Source organism: Pseudomonas sp. SIMBA_041 (assembly GCF_046535095.1).
Classification (GTDB): domain Bacteria; phylum Pseudomonadota; class Gammaproteobacteria; order Pseudomonadales; family Pseudomonadaceae; genus Aquipseudomonas; species Aquipseudomonas mucoides.
In genome coordinates this window covers 315,739-334,557 of sequence record NZ_JAWRXJ010000001.1, presented here as the reverse complement: position 1 = coordinate 334,557, position 18,819 = coordinate 315,739, and the positions used below count along the sequence as shown (strand labels likewise).

General features: G+C 60.5%; 16 protein-coding genes and 1 pseudogene. 6 read left to right on the top strand and 11 right to left on the bottom strand.

The window, feature by feature from the left end:
* Positions 1-37 precede the first annotated feature (37 nt).
* A complete protein-coding gene (gene rep / locus SB725_RS01565) occupies positions 38-2,047 on the top strand; it encodes a DNA helicase Rep (protein ID WP_027926371.1) in 2,010 nt (669 codons plus the stop codon).
* 84 nt (positions 2,048-2,131) lie between these two features.
* The gene (locus SB725_RS01560; protein WP_027926370.1) at positions 2,132-2,704 is read left to right on the top strand and encodes a xanthine phosphoribosyltransferase; all 573 of its coding nucleotides are present in this window, start codon (positions 2,132-2,134) and stop codon (positions 2,702-2,704) included.
* Between the two features lie 129 nt (positions 2,705-2,833).
* On the opposite strand, the gene SB725_RS01555 is transcribed toward SB725_RS01560, so the two are convergent.
* From SB725_RS01555 to dadA, 7 genes and pseudogenes are all read right to left on the bottom strand, one after another.
* Entirely contained in the window at positions 2,834-4,756 is a 1,923-nt protein-coding gene (locus SB725_RS01555) for an acetyl-CoA hydrolase/transferase C-terminal domain-containing protein (protein WP_410921188.1), read from the bottom strand.
* 394 nt (positions 4,757-5,150) lie between these two features.
* Positions 5,151-5,332, bottom strand: a pseudogene (locus SB725_RS01550) (transposase); the annotation flags it as partial.
* A 248-nt stretch (positions 5,333-5,580) separates the two neighbouring features.
* Positions 5,581-5,997 carry a c-type cytochrome gene (locus tag SB725_RS01545; RefSeq protein WP_027926368.1) on the bottom strand — a complete coding sequence of 139 codons (417 nt, stop codon included), beginning with the start codon at positions 5,995-5,997 and terminating at the stop codon, positions 5,581-5,583.
* Positions 5,998-6,180: 183 nt separating this feature from the next.
* Entirely contained in the window at positions 6,181-6,729 is a 549-nt protein-coding gene (locus SB725_RS01540) for a cupin domain-containing protein (protein WP_007947433.1), read from the bottom strand.
* A 128-nt stretch (positions 6,730-6,857) separates the two neighbouring features.
* Complete coding sequence (gene alr / locus SB725_RS01535) at positions 6,858-7,931, bottom strand: alanine racemase (protein WP_027926367.1); 1,074 nt, start codon at positions 7,929-7,931, stop codon at positions 6,858-6,860.
* A gap of 96 nt (positions 7,932-8,027) precedes the next feature.
* Entirely contained in the window at positions 8,028-8,381 is a 354-nt protein-coding gene (locus SB725_RS01530; protein ID WP_027926366.1) for a RidA family protein, read from the bottom strand.
* Positions 8,353-9,657, bottom strand: a complete 1,305-nt coding sequence (gene dadA / locus SB725_RS01525) for a D-amino acid dehydrogenase (protein ID WP_027926365.1) — start codon at positions 9,655-9,657, stop codon at positions 8,353-8,355. Before dadA ends, SB725_RS01530 begins: the two co-directional genes overlap by 29 nt.
* A gap of 157 nt (positions 9,658-9,814) precedes the next feature.
* On the opposite strand from dadA, the gene SB725_RS01520 reads away from it, so the two are divergent.
* A complete protein-coding gene (locus SB725_RS01520; RefSeq protein ID WP_003177284.1) occupies positions 9,815-10,303 on the top strand; it encodes an Lrp/AsnC ligand binding domain-containing protein in 489 nt (162 codons plus the stop codon).
* 52 nt (positions 10,304-10,355) lie between these two features.
* On the opposite strand, the gene SB725_RS01515 is transcribed toward SB725_RS01520, so the two are convergent.
* Positions 10,356-10,709: a YkgJ family cysteine cluster protein gene (locus SB725_RS01515; RefSeq protein ID WP_007947437.1), complete on the bottom strand. Its 354-nt coding sequence runs from the start codon at positions 10,707-10,709 to the stop codon at positions 10,356-10,358.
* Positions 10,710-10,856: 147 nt separating this feature from the next.
* Here SB725_RS01515 and SB725_RS01510 point away from each other — a divergent pair, with 147 nt between their 5' ends.
* On the top strand, positions 10,857-12,170 hold the full coding sequence (locus tag SB725_RS01510) for an NAD(P)/FAD-dependent oxidoreductase (RefSeq protein ID WP_027926364.1): 1,314 nt from the start codon (positions 10,857-10,859) through the stop codon (positions 12,168-12,170).
* Between the two features lie 126 nt (positions 12,171-12,296).
* Here the strand turns inward: SB725_RS01510 and SB725_RS01505 are convergent, their stop codons facing one another.
* On the bottom strand, positions 12,297-12,542 hold the full coding sequence (locus SB725_RS01505) for a DUF1127 domain-containing protein (protein ID WP_027926363.1): 246 nt from the start codon (positions 12,540-12,542) through the stop codon (positions 12,297-12,299).
* Positions 12,543-12,721: 179 nt separating this feature from the next.
* On the opposite strand from SB725_RS01505, the gene SB725_RS01500 reads away from it, so the two are divergent.
* Both SB725_RS01500 and SB725_RS01495 read left to right on the top strand, forming a co-directional pair.
* Entirely contained in the window at positions 12,722-14,155 is a 1,434-nt protein-coding gene (locus SB725_RS01500) for a PLP-dependent aminotransferase family protein (protein ID WP_027926362.1), read from the top strand.
* A gap of 60 nt (positions 14,156-14,215) precedes the next feature.
* Positions 14,216-15,790, top strand: a complete 1,575-nt coding sequence (locus SB725_RS01495) for a phospholipase D family protein (RefSeq protein WP_027926361.1) — start codon at positions 14,216-14,218, stop codon at positions 15,788-15,790.
* Positions 15,791-15,905: 115 nt separating this feature from the next.
* Here the strand turns inward: SB725_RS01495 and SB725_RS01490 are convergent, their stop codons facing one another.
* Positions 15,906-17,051 (bottom strand): MFS transporter, encoded by a 1,146-nt coding sequence (locus SB725_RS01490; protein WP_027926360.1) that lies wholly within the window; start codon positions 17,049-17,051, stop codon positions 15,906-15,908.
* 179 nt (positions 17,052-17,230) lie between these two features.
* A complete protein-coding gene (locus SB725_RS01485; RefSeq protein WP_059181954.1) occupies positions 17,231-18,724 on the bottom strand; it encodes an aldehyde dehydrogenase in 1,494 nt (497 codons plus the stop codon).
* Positions 18,725-18,819 lie beyond the last annotated feature (95 nt).

The following is an 18,819-nucleotide window of genomic DNA, read 5'->3' as shown; positions in this document are numbered from 1 at the left end:
TGCCGGCCCATTTCATAAATGACCCCCTGAATTCCGTATGTCCCGACTCAATCCCCGGCAGCAAGAAGCCGTGAGCTACGTCGGCGGCCCTCTTTTGGTGCTCGCCGGCGCAGGCTCCGGCAAGACCAGTGTGATCACGCGAAAGATCGCGCACCTGATCCAGAATTGCGGCATCCGCGCCCAGTACATCGTCGCCATGACCTTTACCAACAAGGCCGCGCGCGAGATGAAGGAACGGGTCGGCACCCTGCTCAAGGGCGGCGAAGGCCGTGGCCTGACGGTGTGCACCTTCCACAACCTGGGGCTGAACATCATCCGCAAGGAACACGTGCGGCTGGGCTACAAACCGGGCTTCTCGATCTTTGACGAGACTGACGTCAAAGCCTTGATGACCGACATCATGCAGAAGGAATACGCGGGCGACGACGGCGTCGACGAGATCAAGAACATGATCGGCTCGTGGAAAAACGACCTGATCCTGCCTGCCGAAGCCCTGGAAAACGCGCGCAACCCCAAGGAACAGACCGCCGCCATCGTCTACACCCACTACCAGCGCACGCTCAAGGCGTTTAACGCGGTGGACTTCGACGACCTGATCCTGCTGCCGGTGAAGCTGTTCCAGGAACACGCCGACATCCTCGAAAAGTGGCAGAACAAAGTCCGCTACCTGCTGGTGGACGAATACCAGGACACCAACGCCAGCCAGTATTTGCTGGTGAAACTGCTGATCGGCACGCGCAACCAGTTCACCGTGGTCGGCGACGATGACCAGTCGATCTACGCCTGGCGCGGCGCGCGTCCGGAAAACCTGATGTTGCTCAAGGATGACTACCCGTCCTTGAAAGTGGTGATGCTGGAGCAGAACTACCGCTCCACCAGCCGCATCCTGCGTTGCGCCAACGTACTGATCTCGAACAACCCGCACGAATTCGAAAAACAGCTGTGGAGCGAGATGGGCCACGGCGACGAGATCCGCGTGATCCGCTGCCGCAACGAAGACGCCGAAGCCGAGCGCGTGGCCGTGGAACTGCTGACCCTGCACTTGCGCACGGACCGGCCCTACAGCGATTTTGCGATCCTGTATCGCGGCAACTACCAGGCCAAGCTGATCGAGCTGAAGCTGCAACACCACCAGATTCCGTATCGCCTGTCCGGCGGTAACAGCTTTTTCGGACGTCAGGAAGTGAAGGACCTGATGGCCTACTTCCGCCTGATCGTGAACCCGGATGACGACAACGCCTTCCTGCGGGTGATCAACGTCCCACGCCGGGAGATCGGTTCGACCACCCTGGAAAAGCTCGGCAACTACGCCACCGAACGCAAAATCTCGATGTACGCCGCCACCGACGAAATCGGCCTGGGCGAGCATCTGGACACGCGCTTCACCGATCGCCTGTCGCGTTTCAAGCGCTTCATGGACAAGGTGCGCGAGCAGTGCTCTGGCGAAGACCCGATCTCGGCGCTGCGCAGCATGGTCATGGACATCGACTACGAGAACTGGCTGCGCACCAACAGCTCCAGTGACAAGGCCGCCGATTACCGCATGGGCAACGTCTGGTTTCTGATCGAGGCGTTGAAAAACACCCTGGAGAAGGACGAAGAAGGCGAGATGACCGTCGAGGATGCCATCGGCAAACTCGTGCTGCGCGACATGCTGGAGCGTCAGCAGGAAGAGGAAGACGGCGCCGAAGGTGTGCAGATGATGACGCTGCACGCCTCCAAAGGCCTGGAATTCCCGTACGTGTTCATCATGGGCATGGAAGAGGAAATCCTCCCGCACCGTTCCAGCATCGAAGCCGACACCATCGAAGAAGAACGCCGCCTGGCCTACGTCGGGATTACCCGCGCGCGTCAGACCCTGGCCTTCACTTTCGCCGCCAAGCGCAAGCAGTACGGCGAGATCATCGATTGCGCGCCGAGCCGCTTCCTCGATGAGCTGCCGCCGGACGATCTGGCGTGGGAAGGCAACGACGACACGCCGGTTGAAGTCAAAGCCGTTCGCGGAAATACCGCATTGGCGGATATACGCGCGATGTTAAAGCGCTAGAATTGAGCACTTTTTAATCAAAGCATTTTTAACCGAACACTTTTTACAAACTAGGCGCATTTGGCGCCAGTAGAGGAACGCTTCATGGAAGCACTGCACCAGAAAATCCGCGAACAAGGCATCGTGCTTTCCGATCAGGTCCTGAAGGTAGACGCCTTTTTGAACCACCAGATCGACCCGGCCCTGATGAAGCTGATCGGCGACGAATTCGCCGCACTGTTCAAGGACTCGGGCATCACCAAGATTGTCACCATCGAAGCCTCGGGCATCGCTCCGGCGATCATGACCGGCCTGAACCTCGGCGTGCCGGTGATCTTCGCCCGCAAGCAACAGTCCCTGACCCTGACTGAAAACCTGCTGTCGGCGACCGTTTACTCGTTCACCAAGAAGACTGAAAGCACCGTGGCGATCTCCCCGCGCCACCTGACCAGCAGCGACCGCGTGCTGATCATCGATGACTTCCTGGCCAACGGTAAGGCATCGCAAGCGCTGATCTCGATCATCAAACAGGCCGGCGCGACCGTGGCGGGCCTGGGTATCGTGATCGAGAAGTCGTTCCAGGGCGGTCGTGCCGAACTGGATGCTCAGGGTTATCGCGTGGAATCCCTGGCTCGCGTGCAATCGCTGGCCGGCGGTGTCGTGACCTTCATCGAATAAACCAGTACAGCACCGAACCTGTGGGAGCCGGGCTTGCCCGCGATGGCGGCTGAACAGACAACATCGATGTTGAATGTTATTGCCTCATCGCGGGCGAGCCCGGCTCCCACAGTTGTTTGGGGATGGTTGTTATTGTGGGGTGGCTTTCAGGCCGGTGAGTAGCAGGCGCTGGAACAAGTCCTCTTTCAACCCGTCAGGGTTGGTCAGTTGCATCCGCTCCAGATGCTCGGGAAACATCGATGCCTCTGGCGCATCCAGTGCCGCTTTGCCCAGCTCCAGAATCTCCGTCAGTTTGAACTTGCTCTTCAGCCAGTTCAGCGCCCGCAACACGTCGCGCTCCACCTCAGTGAAATCGCAGCCCAGCGGATATTCCGGAAACAGGTTCGGATGCCGTGCCTGAATCGCCTGTAAACGCTCCGGGCTGTTGTCGGCGAAGCGTGGGTCGAGGCGAAAGTCTTTCGGCAGCTTGCCCACGCTTTGGGCTTGCTGGATCAGCCCCGACTGGAACCGCGAATCGCTGATGTTCAGCAACGCCTCGATGACCGCCGCATCGGTCTTGCCGCGCAAGTCAGCGATGCCGTATTCGGTGACCACGATGTCGCGCAGGTGCCTTGGGATCGTGCAGTGGCCGTACTGCCAGACGATGTTCGAGCTGACGTCCCCGCCCGCCTCGCGCCAGCTGCGCAGCAGCAACACCGAACGCGCGCCCTCCAGCGCATGGCCTTGGGCAACGAAGTTGTATTGCCCGCCCACGCCGCTCAGCACGCGTCCGTCTTCAAGCTGATCGGCCACACCAGCACCCAGAAGAGTCATGGTGAACACGGTGTTGATGAACCGCGCATCCAGGCGCTGCAAACGCTTGAGCTCTTCCTGCCCGTACAGTTCGTTGATGTAGCTGATGCGGGTCATGTTGAATTCAAGACGTTTGCTTTGCGGCAGCTCGCGCAGGCGCTCGTAGAAACTGCGCGGCCCGAGGAAGAAACCGCCGTGCACCGAGATGCCGTCGGTTTGCGCGGCGTCATCGAGGGTGCCGGCGTTGGCCTGTTGCTGAGTCGGCACATCGGGATACACCTTGCGCCGCACGATCCCGGCATCGGCCAGTACCAACAAGCCGTTGACGAACATTTCGCTGCAACCGTACAGGCCTTTGGCGAACGGTTCGAGACCACCTTCACGGTCGATCAACTGCGCCCACTGGCTCAGATTCACGTCCGCCAGCAAGTCCTTGTAACCGCCATTGTCGGCTTGCCGTGCCAGCAACGCCGCCGTCAGTGCATCACCCATGGAACCGATGCCGATCTGCAACGTGCCGCCGTCGCGTACCAATGTGCTGGCGTGCAGGCCGATGAAGTGATCCTGGAAACCCACGGGCATGTTCGGCGTCGAGAACAACGTGCTGTCGTCCTTTTCGTCGACCAGCAGATCGAAGGTGTCGATGCCGATTTCCGCGTCGCCAGGCATGTAGGGCAAATCGTTATGCACCTGGCCCACCAGCAGGATCGTCTCCCCCGCCGCCCGCCGTTTGGCGATCATCGGGAACAGGTCGAGGGTGATGTCCGGGTTGCAACTCAGGCTCAGGCGATCGGGGTGCTCGGAATGGCTGGCCACCAGTTGCGCGATCAGGTTCAAACCGGCGGCGTTGATGTCCCGCGCGGCATGGCTGTAGTTGCTGCTGACGTAATCCTGCTGGGCCGATGCGCTATGCAGCAGGCTGCCCGGCTGCATGAAGAACTGCTGGATATGGATGTTCGGCGGCAGGTTGTCGCGTCGCAGTTCGGCGAGGAAATCCAGTTCCGGATAGTCGCCAAATACGCGCTCGATAAAGGGTTCGAGAAAGCGCTTCTGCAAACCGTCACCCAGTGACGGACGACCCAGGCACAACGCGGTGTAGATCGTCAGCTGCCGCTGCGGCAGTTGCGCGATGCGCCGGTACAGCGCGTTGACGAAGTGGTTGGGTTTGCCCAGGCCGAGGGGCAAGCCCATGTGAATGTGCGCCGGCAATCGCGCCAGTACGTCATCGACCGCTTGCTCGATAGAACACAGCTGCACCATGTGATCCTCCCTTACATTCCGTGAATCGGGGTTGGACCGAGCTTGCCGGGTCTTTGCTGCAATGGATAGCCTCCCGCACAAATCGCAGGCACAAAAATCTATGGTCACCCCCATTTTTGCAATACTGATTAGTGGCTGAAGTGGTTGGCTTGCTTAAATCTATCCGGCGTCTGTTTGGGGCATGCCCCAGCGCCACGATGAGAGTCGCGCCTGACGATCCTTAAAAAACCGTCGGCTTCTGGAGCCGATTTTTGTGTCAGGATCTTCGCCAGGCCGGTAGGCCGTTCACGTCATCCGTTGTTCAGCTATCGCAAAACCTGAAGGGTGATTCGTGGTACTGCAACAACCGCAGGGTCAGGCGTTCAGCGCGTCTGGCCCTGCTTCATACTGAGTGCAGGTGCTTGTCACCGCGCTTGCTGATCCCCGGCAGGTTGGCCTTGCCACCCGTGCTGTACTGCCTGGGCACCAAGCCAACGGACGCAGCAAAATCGCGACTGCATCGGTACTGCTGACCATCGCCCATCTCCAGGTGATCGGCCCGACACACGGCAAGCTCAGCAAACGACTACCCAGCTCGGCAGGTTGCCGAAAAAATGCATCACCTGCGGTCGTGAACATTTTTTGCGAAACACCTCACGACCCGACTTATCCTGGCCGTGAAGGTGGAAACTGTGTTTACCGAGATCGATACCGATCAGCGCTGACTCGCTCATGATGATGGCCTGCGAAAACAAAACACCCTGCGAAAGCGTAGCCCTCGCAGGGTGTGGGGTGACCATCTCATTAAACCGGCCGAGGCCGGTTTTTTCGCTGAAGACCCGGGCTTATTTCAGGCCGGACATCTTCTGGATCGCGCCTTTGAGCTCGGCATCCGAGCAGTCGGCGCAGGTGCCTTTAGGCGGCATCGAGTTGATACCGGTAATGGCCTTGGCCAGGATACCGTCGAGGCCACCCTGGTGATCGGCACGTTCTTTCCAGGCAGCAGCGTCACCGATTTTCGGTGCGCCCAACAGGCCAGTACCGTGGCAAGCGTTGCAATGTTTGGCAATCACTTCGTCCGGGGTCTTGGCACCGCCGCCACCGCCCGCAGAGGCAGCAACTTCCATCCCCTTGCACTCTTTGCCCTGTACACAGACCTGACCGACCGGTTCAAGGCGTTTGGCAATATCGTCGTTCGTCGCAGCTTGAGCGCTGACAGCCCATAGGGCCAATACGGTTGCTGGTGCAGCCAGCATTTTCATAATTAGGTTCACGCGTTCACCCTCAATGGTGGCTAGTCACGCCTACGGCCACGGTTCGCAGGCGGGCGCAAGTATAGCGGTAAGCCCGCCACACTGAAACAACCCCAAAGTCGAAGGGGTCTTATGCTGCAGCGGAAAAACCGCCCGGGTGCCTCGGCCTGACTGGCAGGGCGCCTTCTTTACTCAGAAATTCGCCGGTGTCGCTGCGCTGATTAGTCGCGCCGGCGCATCGAACGGATTTCGGAAACGGTGCGGCTTGGTACTTTCAAAGTAGTAGCTATCGCCGGCCTCGAGCACAAAAGTTTCCAGCCCGACCACCAGTTCCAGTCGACCCTCCACCAAAATGCCGGTTTCCTCGCCCTCATGGGTGAGCATCTCGTCACCGGTGTCGGCGCCTGGCGGGTAGATTTCATTGAGAAACGCGATAGCCCGGCTCGGGTGTGCCCGACCGACCAGTTTCATGGTCACGGCGCCATCGGAAATATCGATCAGCTCGTTGGCTTTGTAGACGATCTGCGTCGGTTTTTCCTGCAGGATTTCTTCAGAAAAGAACTCGACCATGGACATGGGAATCCCGCCCAGTACTTTGCGCAGCGAACTGATCGAGGGACTGACGCTGTTCTTCTCGATCATCGAAATCGTGCTGTTGGTGACACCCGCGCGCTTGGCGAGCTCACGCTGCGAAAGGCCTTTGAGCTTACGGATGGATTGCAGTCGTTCACCGACGTCCAATGCTTGCGCCTCCAGGGATTCAGGTTGTTGGAATATTGAGCGTTATCATGGCGACAGCGTTCAGTATTTACAACACTTGGACCTGAATCCTGTGGGGCGAGGCGATTTTCGGTGCGGCCCGCGAGGTGTCAGCCCTCGGAATAGAGCAGTGGCACCCGACGCAGGTTGCAGAAGATCTGATAAGGAATCGTGTCCGCCGCCGCTGCCACATCGCTGGCGAGGATGTTTTTGCCCCACAACTCGACGGTCGAACCGAGGCCGGCTTGCGGCACATCGGTCAGGTCGATGCAGAGCATGTCCATCGACACCCGGCCGATCAACTGGCTGCGTTGCCCGGCTACCATGACCGGCGTGCCGGTCGGTGCATGACGCGGGTAACCGTCGGCATAGCCCATGGCGACCACGCCTACACGCATCGGCTTGGGTGTAATGAATTTGGCGCCGTAACCGATCGGCTCGCCAGCCGGCAGTTCACGCACGCAAATCACTTTGGATTCGAGGGTCATCACCGGTTGCAGGCGGGCCGCCACGGTGTTGGCTTCTTCGAACGGCGTCGCGCCGTACATCATGATACCGGGGCGAACCCAATCGCTTGGGATCTGCGGCCAGCCCAACACGGCCGGCGAGTTGCGCAAGCTGACTTCCGCCGACAAACCTTTGCGCGCGGCTTCAAATACCGCGACCTGCTCGGCGCTGGCCTGTTCGTGCAGCTCATCGGCCCGGGCGAAGTGGCTCATCAGCACCACTTTCGCGACCTTGCCGCTGGCCAGCAGCCGTTGATAGGCCGCCTGATAATCCTTTGGATGCAGACCCACGCGGTGCATGCCCGAATCGAGCTTGAGCCAGACAGTGATCGGTTTGCTCAGCGTGGCTTTCTCGATGGCTTCGAGTTGCCACAACGAATGCACCACGCACCAGAAATCATGCTCGACGATCAGCGCCAACTCATCGGCTTCGAAGAACCCTTCCAGCAGCAACACCGGCGCCCGAATACCCGCCGCGCGCAACTCCAACGCTTCTTCGATGCAGGCCACGGCAAAACCGTCAGCCTCGGCTTCCAGCGCCTGGGCACAACGCACCGCGCCATGGCCATAGGCATCGGCCTTGATCACCGCGAGGGCTTTGGCCCCGGTAATTTCGCGGGCGATTCGGAAGTTGTGACGCAGGGCTTGAAGGTCGATCAGGGCACGGGCTGGACGCATGGCGGCAGACTTCTAGGCGGTCATGGGAATAAAAAAACCGGCGCTGGCTGGCGGCGTAAACCGCCAACAGCACCGGCAGAGGGATTTTTGAAACGGTTAGGGCAACGCGGCGACGATGGAGATCTCAACCAGGATGCTCGGCTTGGCCATCTTCGCTTCGACGGTGGCACGGGCCGGTGCGGCGCCTTTGGGCAGCCACTGGTCCCACACCGAATTCATCCCGGCAAAGTGCGCCTCGATGTCGTTCAGGTAGATCGTCGCCGACAGCAGATGCTGCTTGTCAGTCCCGGCCAGATCCAGCAAACGCTCGATATTGCCGAGGACATCGCGGGTCTGCTGTTCAATCCCGGCGTTGAAGTCATCGCCGACCTGCCCCGCCAGATACACGGTGCCATTGTGGCTGACGATCTGACTCATGCGTTCATTGGTGAGCTGGCGCTGGATTGCCATGCTTTGCGGACTCCTGGGGTTTGCTGCCATAACGGGAAATATCGAGGCCTTCGGCGCTGATCTGCGGCGTCTTCTTGGCCATCAGGTCAGCCAGCAAGCGGCCGGAGCCACAGGCCATGGTCCAGCCGAGTGTGCCGTGACCGGTGTTCAGGAACAGGTTCTTGAATGGGGTCGCGCCCACGATCGGCGTGCCGTCCGGAGTAGTCGGACGCAGACCGGTCCAGAAACTCGCCTGGGCCAGATCGCCGCCCTGAGGATAAAGGTCGTTGACGATCATCTCCAGGGTTTCGCGCCGACGCGGGTTCAGCGACAGGTCAAAACCGGCGATCTCCGCCATGCCGCCGACGCGGATGCGGTTGTCGAAACGGGTGATCGCGACCTTGTAGGTCTCGTCGAGAATGGTCGAGGTCGGGGCCATTGCCGGGTTGGTGATCGGCACGGTCAGCGAGTAACCCTTGAGCGGGTATACCGGCGCCTTGATCCCCAGCGGCTTGAGCAATTGCGGCGAGTAGCTGCCGAGTGCCAGCACGTAGCGGTCAGCGGTTTCCAGCTTGCCGTCGATCCACACGCCGTTGATGCGATCACCGGCGTAGTCGAGTTTCTGAATGTCCTGGCCGAAACGGAATTCCACCCCCAGTTTCACGGCCATTTCGGCCAGGCGGGTGGTGAAAATCTGGCAGTCGCCCGTCTGGTCGTTCGGCAGGCGCAGGGCACCGGCGAGGATGTTGGTGACGCTGGCCAGCGCTGGCTCGACGCGGGCAATGCCGGCGCGGTCGAGCAGTTCGAACGGAACGCCGGACTCTTTCAGCACGGCGATGTCTTTCGCGGCGCCGTCGAGTTGAGCCTGGGTGCGGAACAGTTGGGTCGTACCGAGGCTGCGGCCTTCGTACGCGATGCCGGTTTCGGCGCGCAATTCGTCGAGGCAGTCACGGCTGTACTCGGACAGGCGGACCATGCGCTCCTTGTTCACCGCGTAACGGCTGGCGGTGCAGTTGCGCAGCATCTGCGCCATCCACAAGTATTGGTCGATATCGGCCGTGGCCTTGATCGCCAGCGGTGCGTGGCGCTGCAACAGCCACTTGATGGCTTTGAGCGGCACGCCCGGCGCGGCCCACGGCGAGGCATAGCCCGGCGAGACCTGACCTGCGTTGGCGAAACTGGTCTCCATGGCAGCGGCCGGCTGACGGTCCACCACCACCACTTCAAACCCGGCACGAGCCAGATAGTAAGCACTGGCGGTACCGATGACGCCGCTACCCAAGACCATAACGCGCATTTTCATATCCCTCATCGCGGCTGACCGCTGACGTGTGTTGTATTCAAGCAGTGATGTGCGCAGTGTAAAAAAGATTTGCCAGTGTTTTTCACTATATAAGCAGCTATATTTGGCGACAATTCTCGGCAAAAACCCTTTTCACGGAGGCGCATCCCCTATGCGTACCAACACTCAGACCAAACGAGAGCTGGACAAGATCGACCGCAACATTCTGCGGATCCTGCAAGCGGACGGACGCATCTCGTTCACGGAGCTGGGGGAAAAGGTCGGGCTCTCTACCACGCCGTGCACTGAGCGGGTGCGGCGCCTGGAGCGCGAAGGGATCATCATGGGCTACAACGCCCGGCTCAATCCGCAGCATTTGAAGGGCAGTCTGCTGGTGTTCGTCGAGATCAGCCTGGACTACAAATCCGGGGATACCTTCGAAGAGTTCCGACGCGCGGTGCTGAAACTGCCCCATGTGCTGGAATGCCACTTGGTGTCAGGGGATTTCGACTACCTGGTGAAGGCACGGATCTCCGAGATGGCCTCGTACCGCAAGCTGCTGGGGGACATCCTGCTCAAGCTGCCGCATGTGCGCGAGTCCAAGAGCTATATCGTGATGGAAGAGGTGAAGGAGAGCTTGAGTTTGCCGATTCCGGATTGAGATATTCGGTGGCCAACCCGCGATTGAGGCAACTCGGTCTACCTGAATGGATTCAAACAAGCACTTGCCGGGTAGACGCCATGTACTCATGAATCTGCTTCTCCACCCGAGGATGAATCAGCTCCACCGGCCCCCGCCCATTCGGGCATGGCAAGGTCTTGGTGGTGCCAAACAACCGGCAAATCAGCGGACGCTCGTCATACACCGTGCAACCGTTCGGCCCCAGGTGCACGCAATTGAGCTCATCCATCGCCGCGTCCTGCTCGGCGCGGGTCTTGCGCGGCAGGCGGGACATTTCTTCCGGCGAGGTGGTCACCGGCCCACAGCAGTCATGGCAGCCGGGCACGCACTCGAACGAGGGAATCTGTTGGCGAAGCGTTCGGATTTTCTGACTGTTGCAGCTCATTGAAGCGGTGACCAAAAGCGGAATAGAGCGCGATTCTGCAGCAAAGGCGCCGATCCATACAGCAGCAGCCGACCAATGTTGCCCGTGCCAGAAGGTCCGGCTTATGCTCCGTCAACTTTTCCAGACGCCAGAATCGGGAACACGCCCATGAATGCCGGTGCTCAGCCATCCGCTCCAGGTCACCAGCACATTGCCTCTTATTACGCCGCCAGCAGCCTGCCGCGACCCGATTATCCGGCGCTCAGGGGGGATCTGGTGGCGGATGTGTGCGTGGTCGGTGGCGGGTTTTCCGGGCTGAACACTGCTCTGGAACTGGCGGAACGAGGCTTGAGCGTCATCCTGCTCGAGGCCCACAAAATCGGCTGGGGCGCCAGCGGGCGCAACGGCGGACAATTGATTCGCGGCGTCGGTCATGGCCTTGATCAATTCGCCAACGTGATCGGCACCGACGGCGTACGCCAGATGAAGCTCATGGGCCTGGAGGCGGTGGAAATCGTCCGCCAGCGCGTCGCGCGTTTTCAGATCCCCTGCGACCTGACGTGGGGTTACTGCGACCTGGCCAACAAACCCCGCGACCTCGAAGGCTTCGCCGAGGATGCCGAAGAGCTGCGCAGCCTCGGTTATCGCTACGAAACCCGCCTGCTGCAGGCCAATGAAATGCACTCGGTGGTGGGCTCCGATCGTTACGTCGGCGGTTTGATCGACATGGGCTCGGGGCACCTGCATCCGCTGAACCTGGCACTGGGCGAAGCGGCGGCGGCCGAGGAAATGGGGGCGGTACTGTTTGAACAATCGGCGGTCACTTGCATCGATTATGGTCCCGAGATCAAGGTCCACACAGCCCACGGCTCGGTCCGCGCCAAGACGCTGGTGCTGGGCTGCAACGCCTACCTCAATCAGCTCAACCCCGAACTCAGCGGCAAGGTGCTGCCCGCCGGCAGCTACATCATCGCCACCGAGCCGTTGAGCGAAGAACTGGCCCATTCACTGCTGCCGCAGAACATGGCGGTCTGTGATCAGCGCGTGGCACTGGATTACTACCGGCTCTCTGCCGACCGGCGCTTGCTGTTTGGGGGTGCCTGCCATTATTCAGGCCGCGATCCGAAAGACATCGCCACGTACATGCGACCGAAGATGCTGGAAGTCTTCCCGCAACTGGGCACGGTGAAGATCGACTATCAATGGGGCGGAATGATCGGCATCGGCGCCAACCGCCTGCCGCAGATTGGCCGGCTTAAAGACCAGCCGAATGTGTATTACGCCCAGGCCTATTCCGGTCATGGGGTGAATGCCACGCATTTGGCCGGCAAGTTGTTGGCTGAAGCGATCAGCGGGCAGCACAGTGGTGGGTTTGATCTGTTTGCCAAGGTGCCGCATATCACCTTTCCGGGCGGGAAACATTTGCGCTCGCCGTTGTTGGCGTTGGGGATGTTGTGGCATCGGCTTAAAGAGTTGGCCTGACAGGTTTTTGGTGTCTGTTCCGGCGCCATCGCGAGCAGGCTCACTCCTACAGGGGATTTGTGAACAACACAGATCAACTGTAGGAGTGAGCCTGCTCGCGATTGGGCCGGGAGAAAACCATAAAAATCAGATCCGCCAGAAAGGCTTGAGCCCCTCCTCCCGCGCCTGTTCCCGCGTCAGCCCCACATCCCTGAGCTGCTCCGGCGTCAGCGCCAGCAACGCCTTGCGCGTGTGCAGACGATGCCAGAACAGACCCCAGCGACCCAGGCCGGACGGTGCGTTGCGCATCAGCGCCTCACGTGTACCGTGTTCCTGCCCTCTCACCAGTTCCTGACTGTGTAACGTCAGCCGCACATCGCTCAAGCCGTTCATTTTGATTGCTCCTGTTTACTTGGGTAGCCAGAGCTTTCATGATGCGTGGGCGACGAAAAGCATTACAGATTCAACAGATAAGTATTAATTCCATACAGATTTGGCGTCCCAGCGTCTGAATCCTCTTTTCTTGCCAGATCTGTATTGGTTTACCGAATCACCCACACCGAGACTGCACCATGACCCTTTACGTCAACCTCGCCGAGTTGCTCGGCACGCGTATCGAACAGGGCTTCTATCGCCCCGGTGACCGGCTGCCCTCGGTGCGGGCGCTGAGTGTTGAACACGGGGTCAGCCTGAGCACGGTGCAGCAGGCCTATCGCGTGTTGGAAGACAGTGGCCTGGCGACGCCAAAACCCAAGTCGGGCTACTTCGTACCCGTGGGTCGCGAACTGCCGGAGCTGCCGGCCATCGGGCGTCCGGCCCAGCGGCCGGTGGATATTTCGCAGTGGGATCAGGTGCTGGAGCTGATTCGCGCGGTGCCGCGCAAGGACGTGGTGCAACTGGGTCGGGGCATGCCGGACATCACCACGCCGACCATGAAACCGCTGCTGCGCAACCTCGCGCGTATCAGCCGTCGGCAGGACATGCCCGGCCTGTATTACGACAACATCCACGGCACCCTCGAACTGCGCGAACAGATCGCACGCCTGATGCTCGACTCCGGGTGCCAGTTGAGCGCCAGCGATCTGGTGGTCACGACCGGGTGCCACGAAGCGCTGTCCACCAGCATCCGGGCGATCTGCGAGCCGGGGGACATTGTGGCCGTGGACTCGCCGAGCTTTCACGGCGCCATGCAAACCCTCAAGGGGCTGGGCATGAAAGCGCTGGAAATTCCCACCGACCCGATCACCGGCATCAGCCTCGACGCGCTGGAACTGGCCTTGGAACAGTGGCCGATCAAAGTCATACAGTTGACCCCCAACTGCAACAACCCGCTGGGCTACATCATGCCCGAGTCGCGAAAGCGCGCGTTGTTGACGCTCGCACAGCGTTTTGACGTGGCGATTATCGAGGACGATGTGTATGGCGAACTGGCCTACACCTACCCGCGACCGCGCACGATCAAATCCTTCGACGAGGACGGTCGCGTGCTGCTGTGCAGTTCGTTTTCCAAGACGTTGGCACCCGGATTACGCATCGGCTGGGTCGCGCCCGGCCGGTATCTGGAGCGGGTGCTGCACATGAAATACATCAGCACCGGCTCCACCGCGCCACAACCGCAGATTGCGATCGCCGAGTTTCTCAAGGCCGGGCACTTCGAGCCGCATTTGCGGCGGATGCGCACGCAGTATCAACGCAATCGCGACGTGATGATCGATTGGGTCACGCGCTACTTCCCGGTCGGCACCCGCGCCAGTCGCCCGCAAGGCAGCTTCATGCTGTGGGTCGAGCTGCCGGAAAGCTTCGACACCCTGAAACTGAATCGTGCGTTGCACGATCAAGGCGTACAGATTGCCGTGGGCAGCATCTTTTCTGCGTCAGGCAAGTACCGCAACTGCCTGCGCATGAACTACGCTGCCAAGCCAACACCGCAGATTGAAGAGGCGGTGCGCAAGGTCGGTGCCCTGGCTATCAAACTGTTAGCCGAAACTGACAGCATCACTGACTGACTTTTCTCGGGAAACCAGCGTCCATATGCCGACACCTGCCGCCAATCGGAACGATCCTACGTGAGAGTCAGACAAAACCTGCTCGCTGTTCTGCTCTTCGCCTCGTTCCTCAGCGGCTGCGCCAGCGTTGACGTTCAGCGTCAGGCCAGTCAGGCGCTGCCCGCCAGAGACTCGGCGTTCGGCCGTTCGGTCCAGGCGCAGGCTGCGCCGCATCAGGGCCAGTCGGGCTTTCGCCTGCTGTCCGACAGTACCGAAGCCTTCACCGCTCGCGCCGAGCTGATCCGCAACGCGCAAAGCAGCCTCGATTTGCAGTACTACATCGTGCATGACGGCATCAGCACGCGGATGCTCGTCGAGGAGTTGCTCAAAGCGGCAGATCGCGGCGTACGCGTCAGGGTGCTGCTAGACGACACCACCAGCGACGGCCTGGACCAGATCATCGCTACCCTCGCCGCGCACCCGAACATTCAGATCCGCGTCTTCAACCCGTTGCACCTGGGTCGCAGCACCGGCGTGACACGAACCATGGGCCGCTTGTTCAACCTGTCGCAGCAACACCGGCGCATGCACAACAAGTTGTGGCTGGCGGACAACAGCATGGCCATCGTGGGTGGGCGCAATCTGGGCGACGAGTATTTCGATGCCGAGCCCAACCTGAATTTCACTGACATCGACATGCTCGGCGTCGGCCCGGTGGCCGAACAACTGGGGCACAGTTTTGATCAGTACTGGAACAGCGCGCTGAGCAAGCCGATCGAACAATTCCTGTCCAGCAAACCCACGGCCAAGGACCTGAAAAACACCCGGACCCGCCTGGAGGAATCGCTGGATGACACGCGCAAAGAGAACCATGCGCTGTACCAACAACTGATGACGTTCAAGACGCATCCGCGCCTGGACATCTGGCGTCGTGAGCTGATTTGGGCCTGGAACCAGGCGCTGTGGGATGCGCCGAGCAAGGTGCTGGCCGACGGAGAGCCGGATCCGCATTTGTTGCTGACGACACAATTGGCGCCCGAACTGAACGGCGTCAGCAAAGAGCTGATCATGATCTCGGCTTACTTCGTGCCCGGCCAGCCTGGACTGGTGTACCTGACCGGTCGCGCCGATGCCGGGGTCTCGGTGAGTTTGCTGACCAATTCGCTGGAAGCCACGGACGTGCCGGCCGTGCATGGCGGCTATGCGCCCTATCGCAAGGCGTTGCTGGAACACGGCGTGAAGTTATTCGAACTACGGCGTCAACCGGGTGAAGGAGGAAGCGGCGGCAGTGGACCACACTTCTTTGGACGCCCCGCTTACCAAGGCTCCGACTCCAGCCTGCACAGCAAGGCGATGATCTTCGATCAGCAGAAATCCTTCGTCGGCTCGTTCAATTTCGATCCGCGCTCGGTGCTGTGGAACACCGAAGTCGGGGTGCTGGTGGACAGCCCCGAACTGGCCGCGCATGTGCGCGACCTGGCAATGCAGGGTATGGAGCCACCATTGAGCTATGAGGCGAAACTGCAGGATGGCAAGGTGGTTTGGGTCACTGAAGACGACGGCAAACTGCACACCCTGACCAAGGAACCGGGGAGCTGGTGGCGACGGTTCAATGCGTGGATGAGTACCACGGTCGGCCTCGAACGGATGCTCTGACAAGCGATAAAAATCTGTAGGAGTGAGCCTGCTCGCGATGGCGTCACGCCAGCCAACACAGATGCCTAATGACACATCGCTATCGCGAGCAGGCTCACTCCTACAGGGGACGGTGTCAGGCGGGTTCGGCCACCGTGCCAAACGCACCCTGGCGCATCAGCAGAATCACCAACCCAAACGCACCGGCTGCCATCAGCAACGGCAACGCATGCCCGCTGATCCACTGGCTACCCGCCCCAGCGGCCAACGGCCCGACCAGGCAACCAATCCCCCACAGCTGCGCGATATGCGCATTGGCGCGCACCAGCGCATCGTCGCGATAACGCTCGCCGATCAGGATCAGTGACAAGGTAAACAAACCGCCTGCACTGGCACCAAACAGCACCCACAACGGCCAGATCAGCAGCGTGTCGATCAGCAGCGGAATCGCCAGGCTCGACAGCAGCAACACCACCGCGCAGCCCGTAAACAGCGTGCGCCGCGACAGACGATCCGCCAGCGCACCAATCGGCAATTGCAGCAACGCATCACCGACCACCACGGTACTGACCATCGCCAGGGCGATTTCCGTGGTGAAACCCTGGCGCAGGCAATACACCGGCAACAAGGTCAGGATCATCGCTTCGAAGGCGGCGAACAGCGACACCGCCCAGGCAATCGCCGGCAGGCCACGGCAGAAAGCCAGCAAGTCGCTGAAGGTCACGCTGCTCGCTTCACTGCTGGGCGCGCCGCTGCGACCCAACAACAGGAACGGTGCTGTCGTCAGCAAGCCGACACCGACCCAAAAACCGTAATCATGTTCGGTGCCCAGAACGCCCAATAGCACCGGGCCAGCAAGTTGGCTCAGGGCATAGCTGCAGCCATACAGCGCCACCAGCCGCCCGCGCCACTGTTCGACCACGAGCTGGTTGATCCAGCTTTCACCGAGGATAAACACCAGCGTCAGGATCACCCCGATCATCAGGCGCAACAGCAGCCAGATCGGGTAGCTCGGCATCAGGGCCAGCAAGCCGATGGACAACGCCCCGGCCCACAGGCACAGACGCATCAGATTCGCCGTGCCCAGACGCGCGGCCAGGTGGCTGGAGATCTTCGCCCCCAGCAACACGCCAATGGCCGGCATTGCCGCCATCACACCGATGGCGAACGAGCCATAGCCCCAGCTTTCCAGGCGAAACGACACCAGCGGCATGCTGACGCCCAAGGCCAGGCCGACACTCAAGACAGACGCCAACACGGCGAAATAAGTCGCCCAACGCATGTTCCACGCTCCTGTGGATATTTTTATGTACAACACAAAACACTGTGGGAGCGAGCTTGCTCGCGATAGCGGTTTCACATTCAACAATGACGTCGACTGTCAGACCGCTATCGCGAGCAAGCTCGCTCCCACAGGGGATCTTCGTTGTGCCGGGCCCCGGTATCGGGGCCCGTTACTGATTACAACTTGATCCAGGTCGCCTTCAGCTCGGTGTACTTGTCGAACGCGTGCAGCGACTTGTCGCGGCCATTACCCGACTGCTTGAAGCCACCGAACGGTGCGGTCATGTCGCCGCCGTCGTACTGGTTGACCCAGACGCTACCGGCACGCAGCGCACGGGCGGTCAGGTGAGCCTTGGAGATGTCCTTGGTCCACACCGCAGCGGCGAGGCCGTATGGCGTGTCGTTGGCAATCGCAACGGCTTCTTCGGCGGTGTCGAAAGCGATGACCGACAAGACGGGGCCAAAGATTTCTTCCTGAGCGATTTTCATCGCGTTGCTCACACCGTCGAAAATCGTTGGCTCAACGTAAGTGCCACCCGTCTCCTGAAGCGTGCGCTTGCCCCCGGCCACCAGTTTGGCGCCGTCGGCATGACCGGACTCAATGTAGGACAGTACGGTGTTCATCTGCTGGGTATCGACCAGCGCGCCGACGTTGGTCGCCGGGTCCAGCGGGTTGCCTGGCTTCCAGGTTTTCAGGGCCTCGATCACCAGCGGCAGGAATGCATCCTTGATCGAACGCTCCACCAGCAGGCGCGAACCGGCGGTGCAGACTTCGCCCTGGTTGAAGGCGATGGCGCCGGCAGCGGCTTCGGCCGCTTCCTGCAGGTTCGGTGCATCGGCAAATACGATGTTCGGGCTCTTGCCGCCGGCTTCGAGCCAGACGCGTTTCATGTTCGACTCGCCCGAGTAGATCAGCAGTTGCTTGGCGATTTTGGTCGAACCGGTGAACACCAGCGTGTCGACATCGTTGTGCAGGGCCAAGGCCTTGCCGACGGTGTGACCGTAACCCGGCAGCACGTTCAACACGCCTTTAGGGATACCGGCTTCAACGGCCAGTGCCGCGATGCGAATGGCGGTCAGCGGCGATTTTTCCGACGGCTTGAGGATCACCGAGTTACCGGTGGACAGTGCCGGGCCGAGTTTCCAGCAGGCCATCATCAGCGGGAAGTTCCACGGCACGATGGCCCCCACGACACCGACCGGCTCGCGCGTCACCAGACCCAGCTGATCGTGCGGGGTGGCTGCGACTTCGTCGTAGATCTTGTCGATGGCTTCGCCGCTCCAGCTCAGGGCTTGCGCCGCGCCGGGAACGTCGATGTATAGGGAATCGCTGATCGGCTTGCCCATGTCCAGGGTTTCAAGCAGCGCCAGCTCTTCAGCATTCTGCTTCAACAGACCGGCGAAACGGATCATGGTGGCTTTGCGTTTGGCGGGCGCCAGGCGCGACCAGACGCCGGAATTGAAGGTGGCGCGAGCGTTTTCAACAGCGCGCTGGGCGTCGGCGGCGTCACAGCTGGCGATCTTGCCCAGCAGACGGCCATCGACCGGGCTGATGCACTCGAAGGTCTCGGCGGAGACAGCGTCGGTGTATTCGCCATTGATGTAGGCGCGGCCTTCGATCTTCAGATCGCGAGCGCGTTGTTCCCAGTCGGCACGAGTCAGGGTGGTCATTCGAGTGTCCTCCTCTTATTGAATACGAACGCTGCGCGGTCTTCGCGGGCGCTGTCAGGAATTCTGCCCGGCCAGCCTGCTTTTTCGGCCCAAGG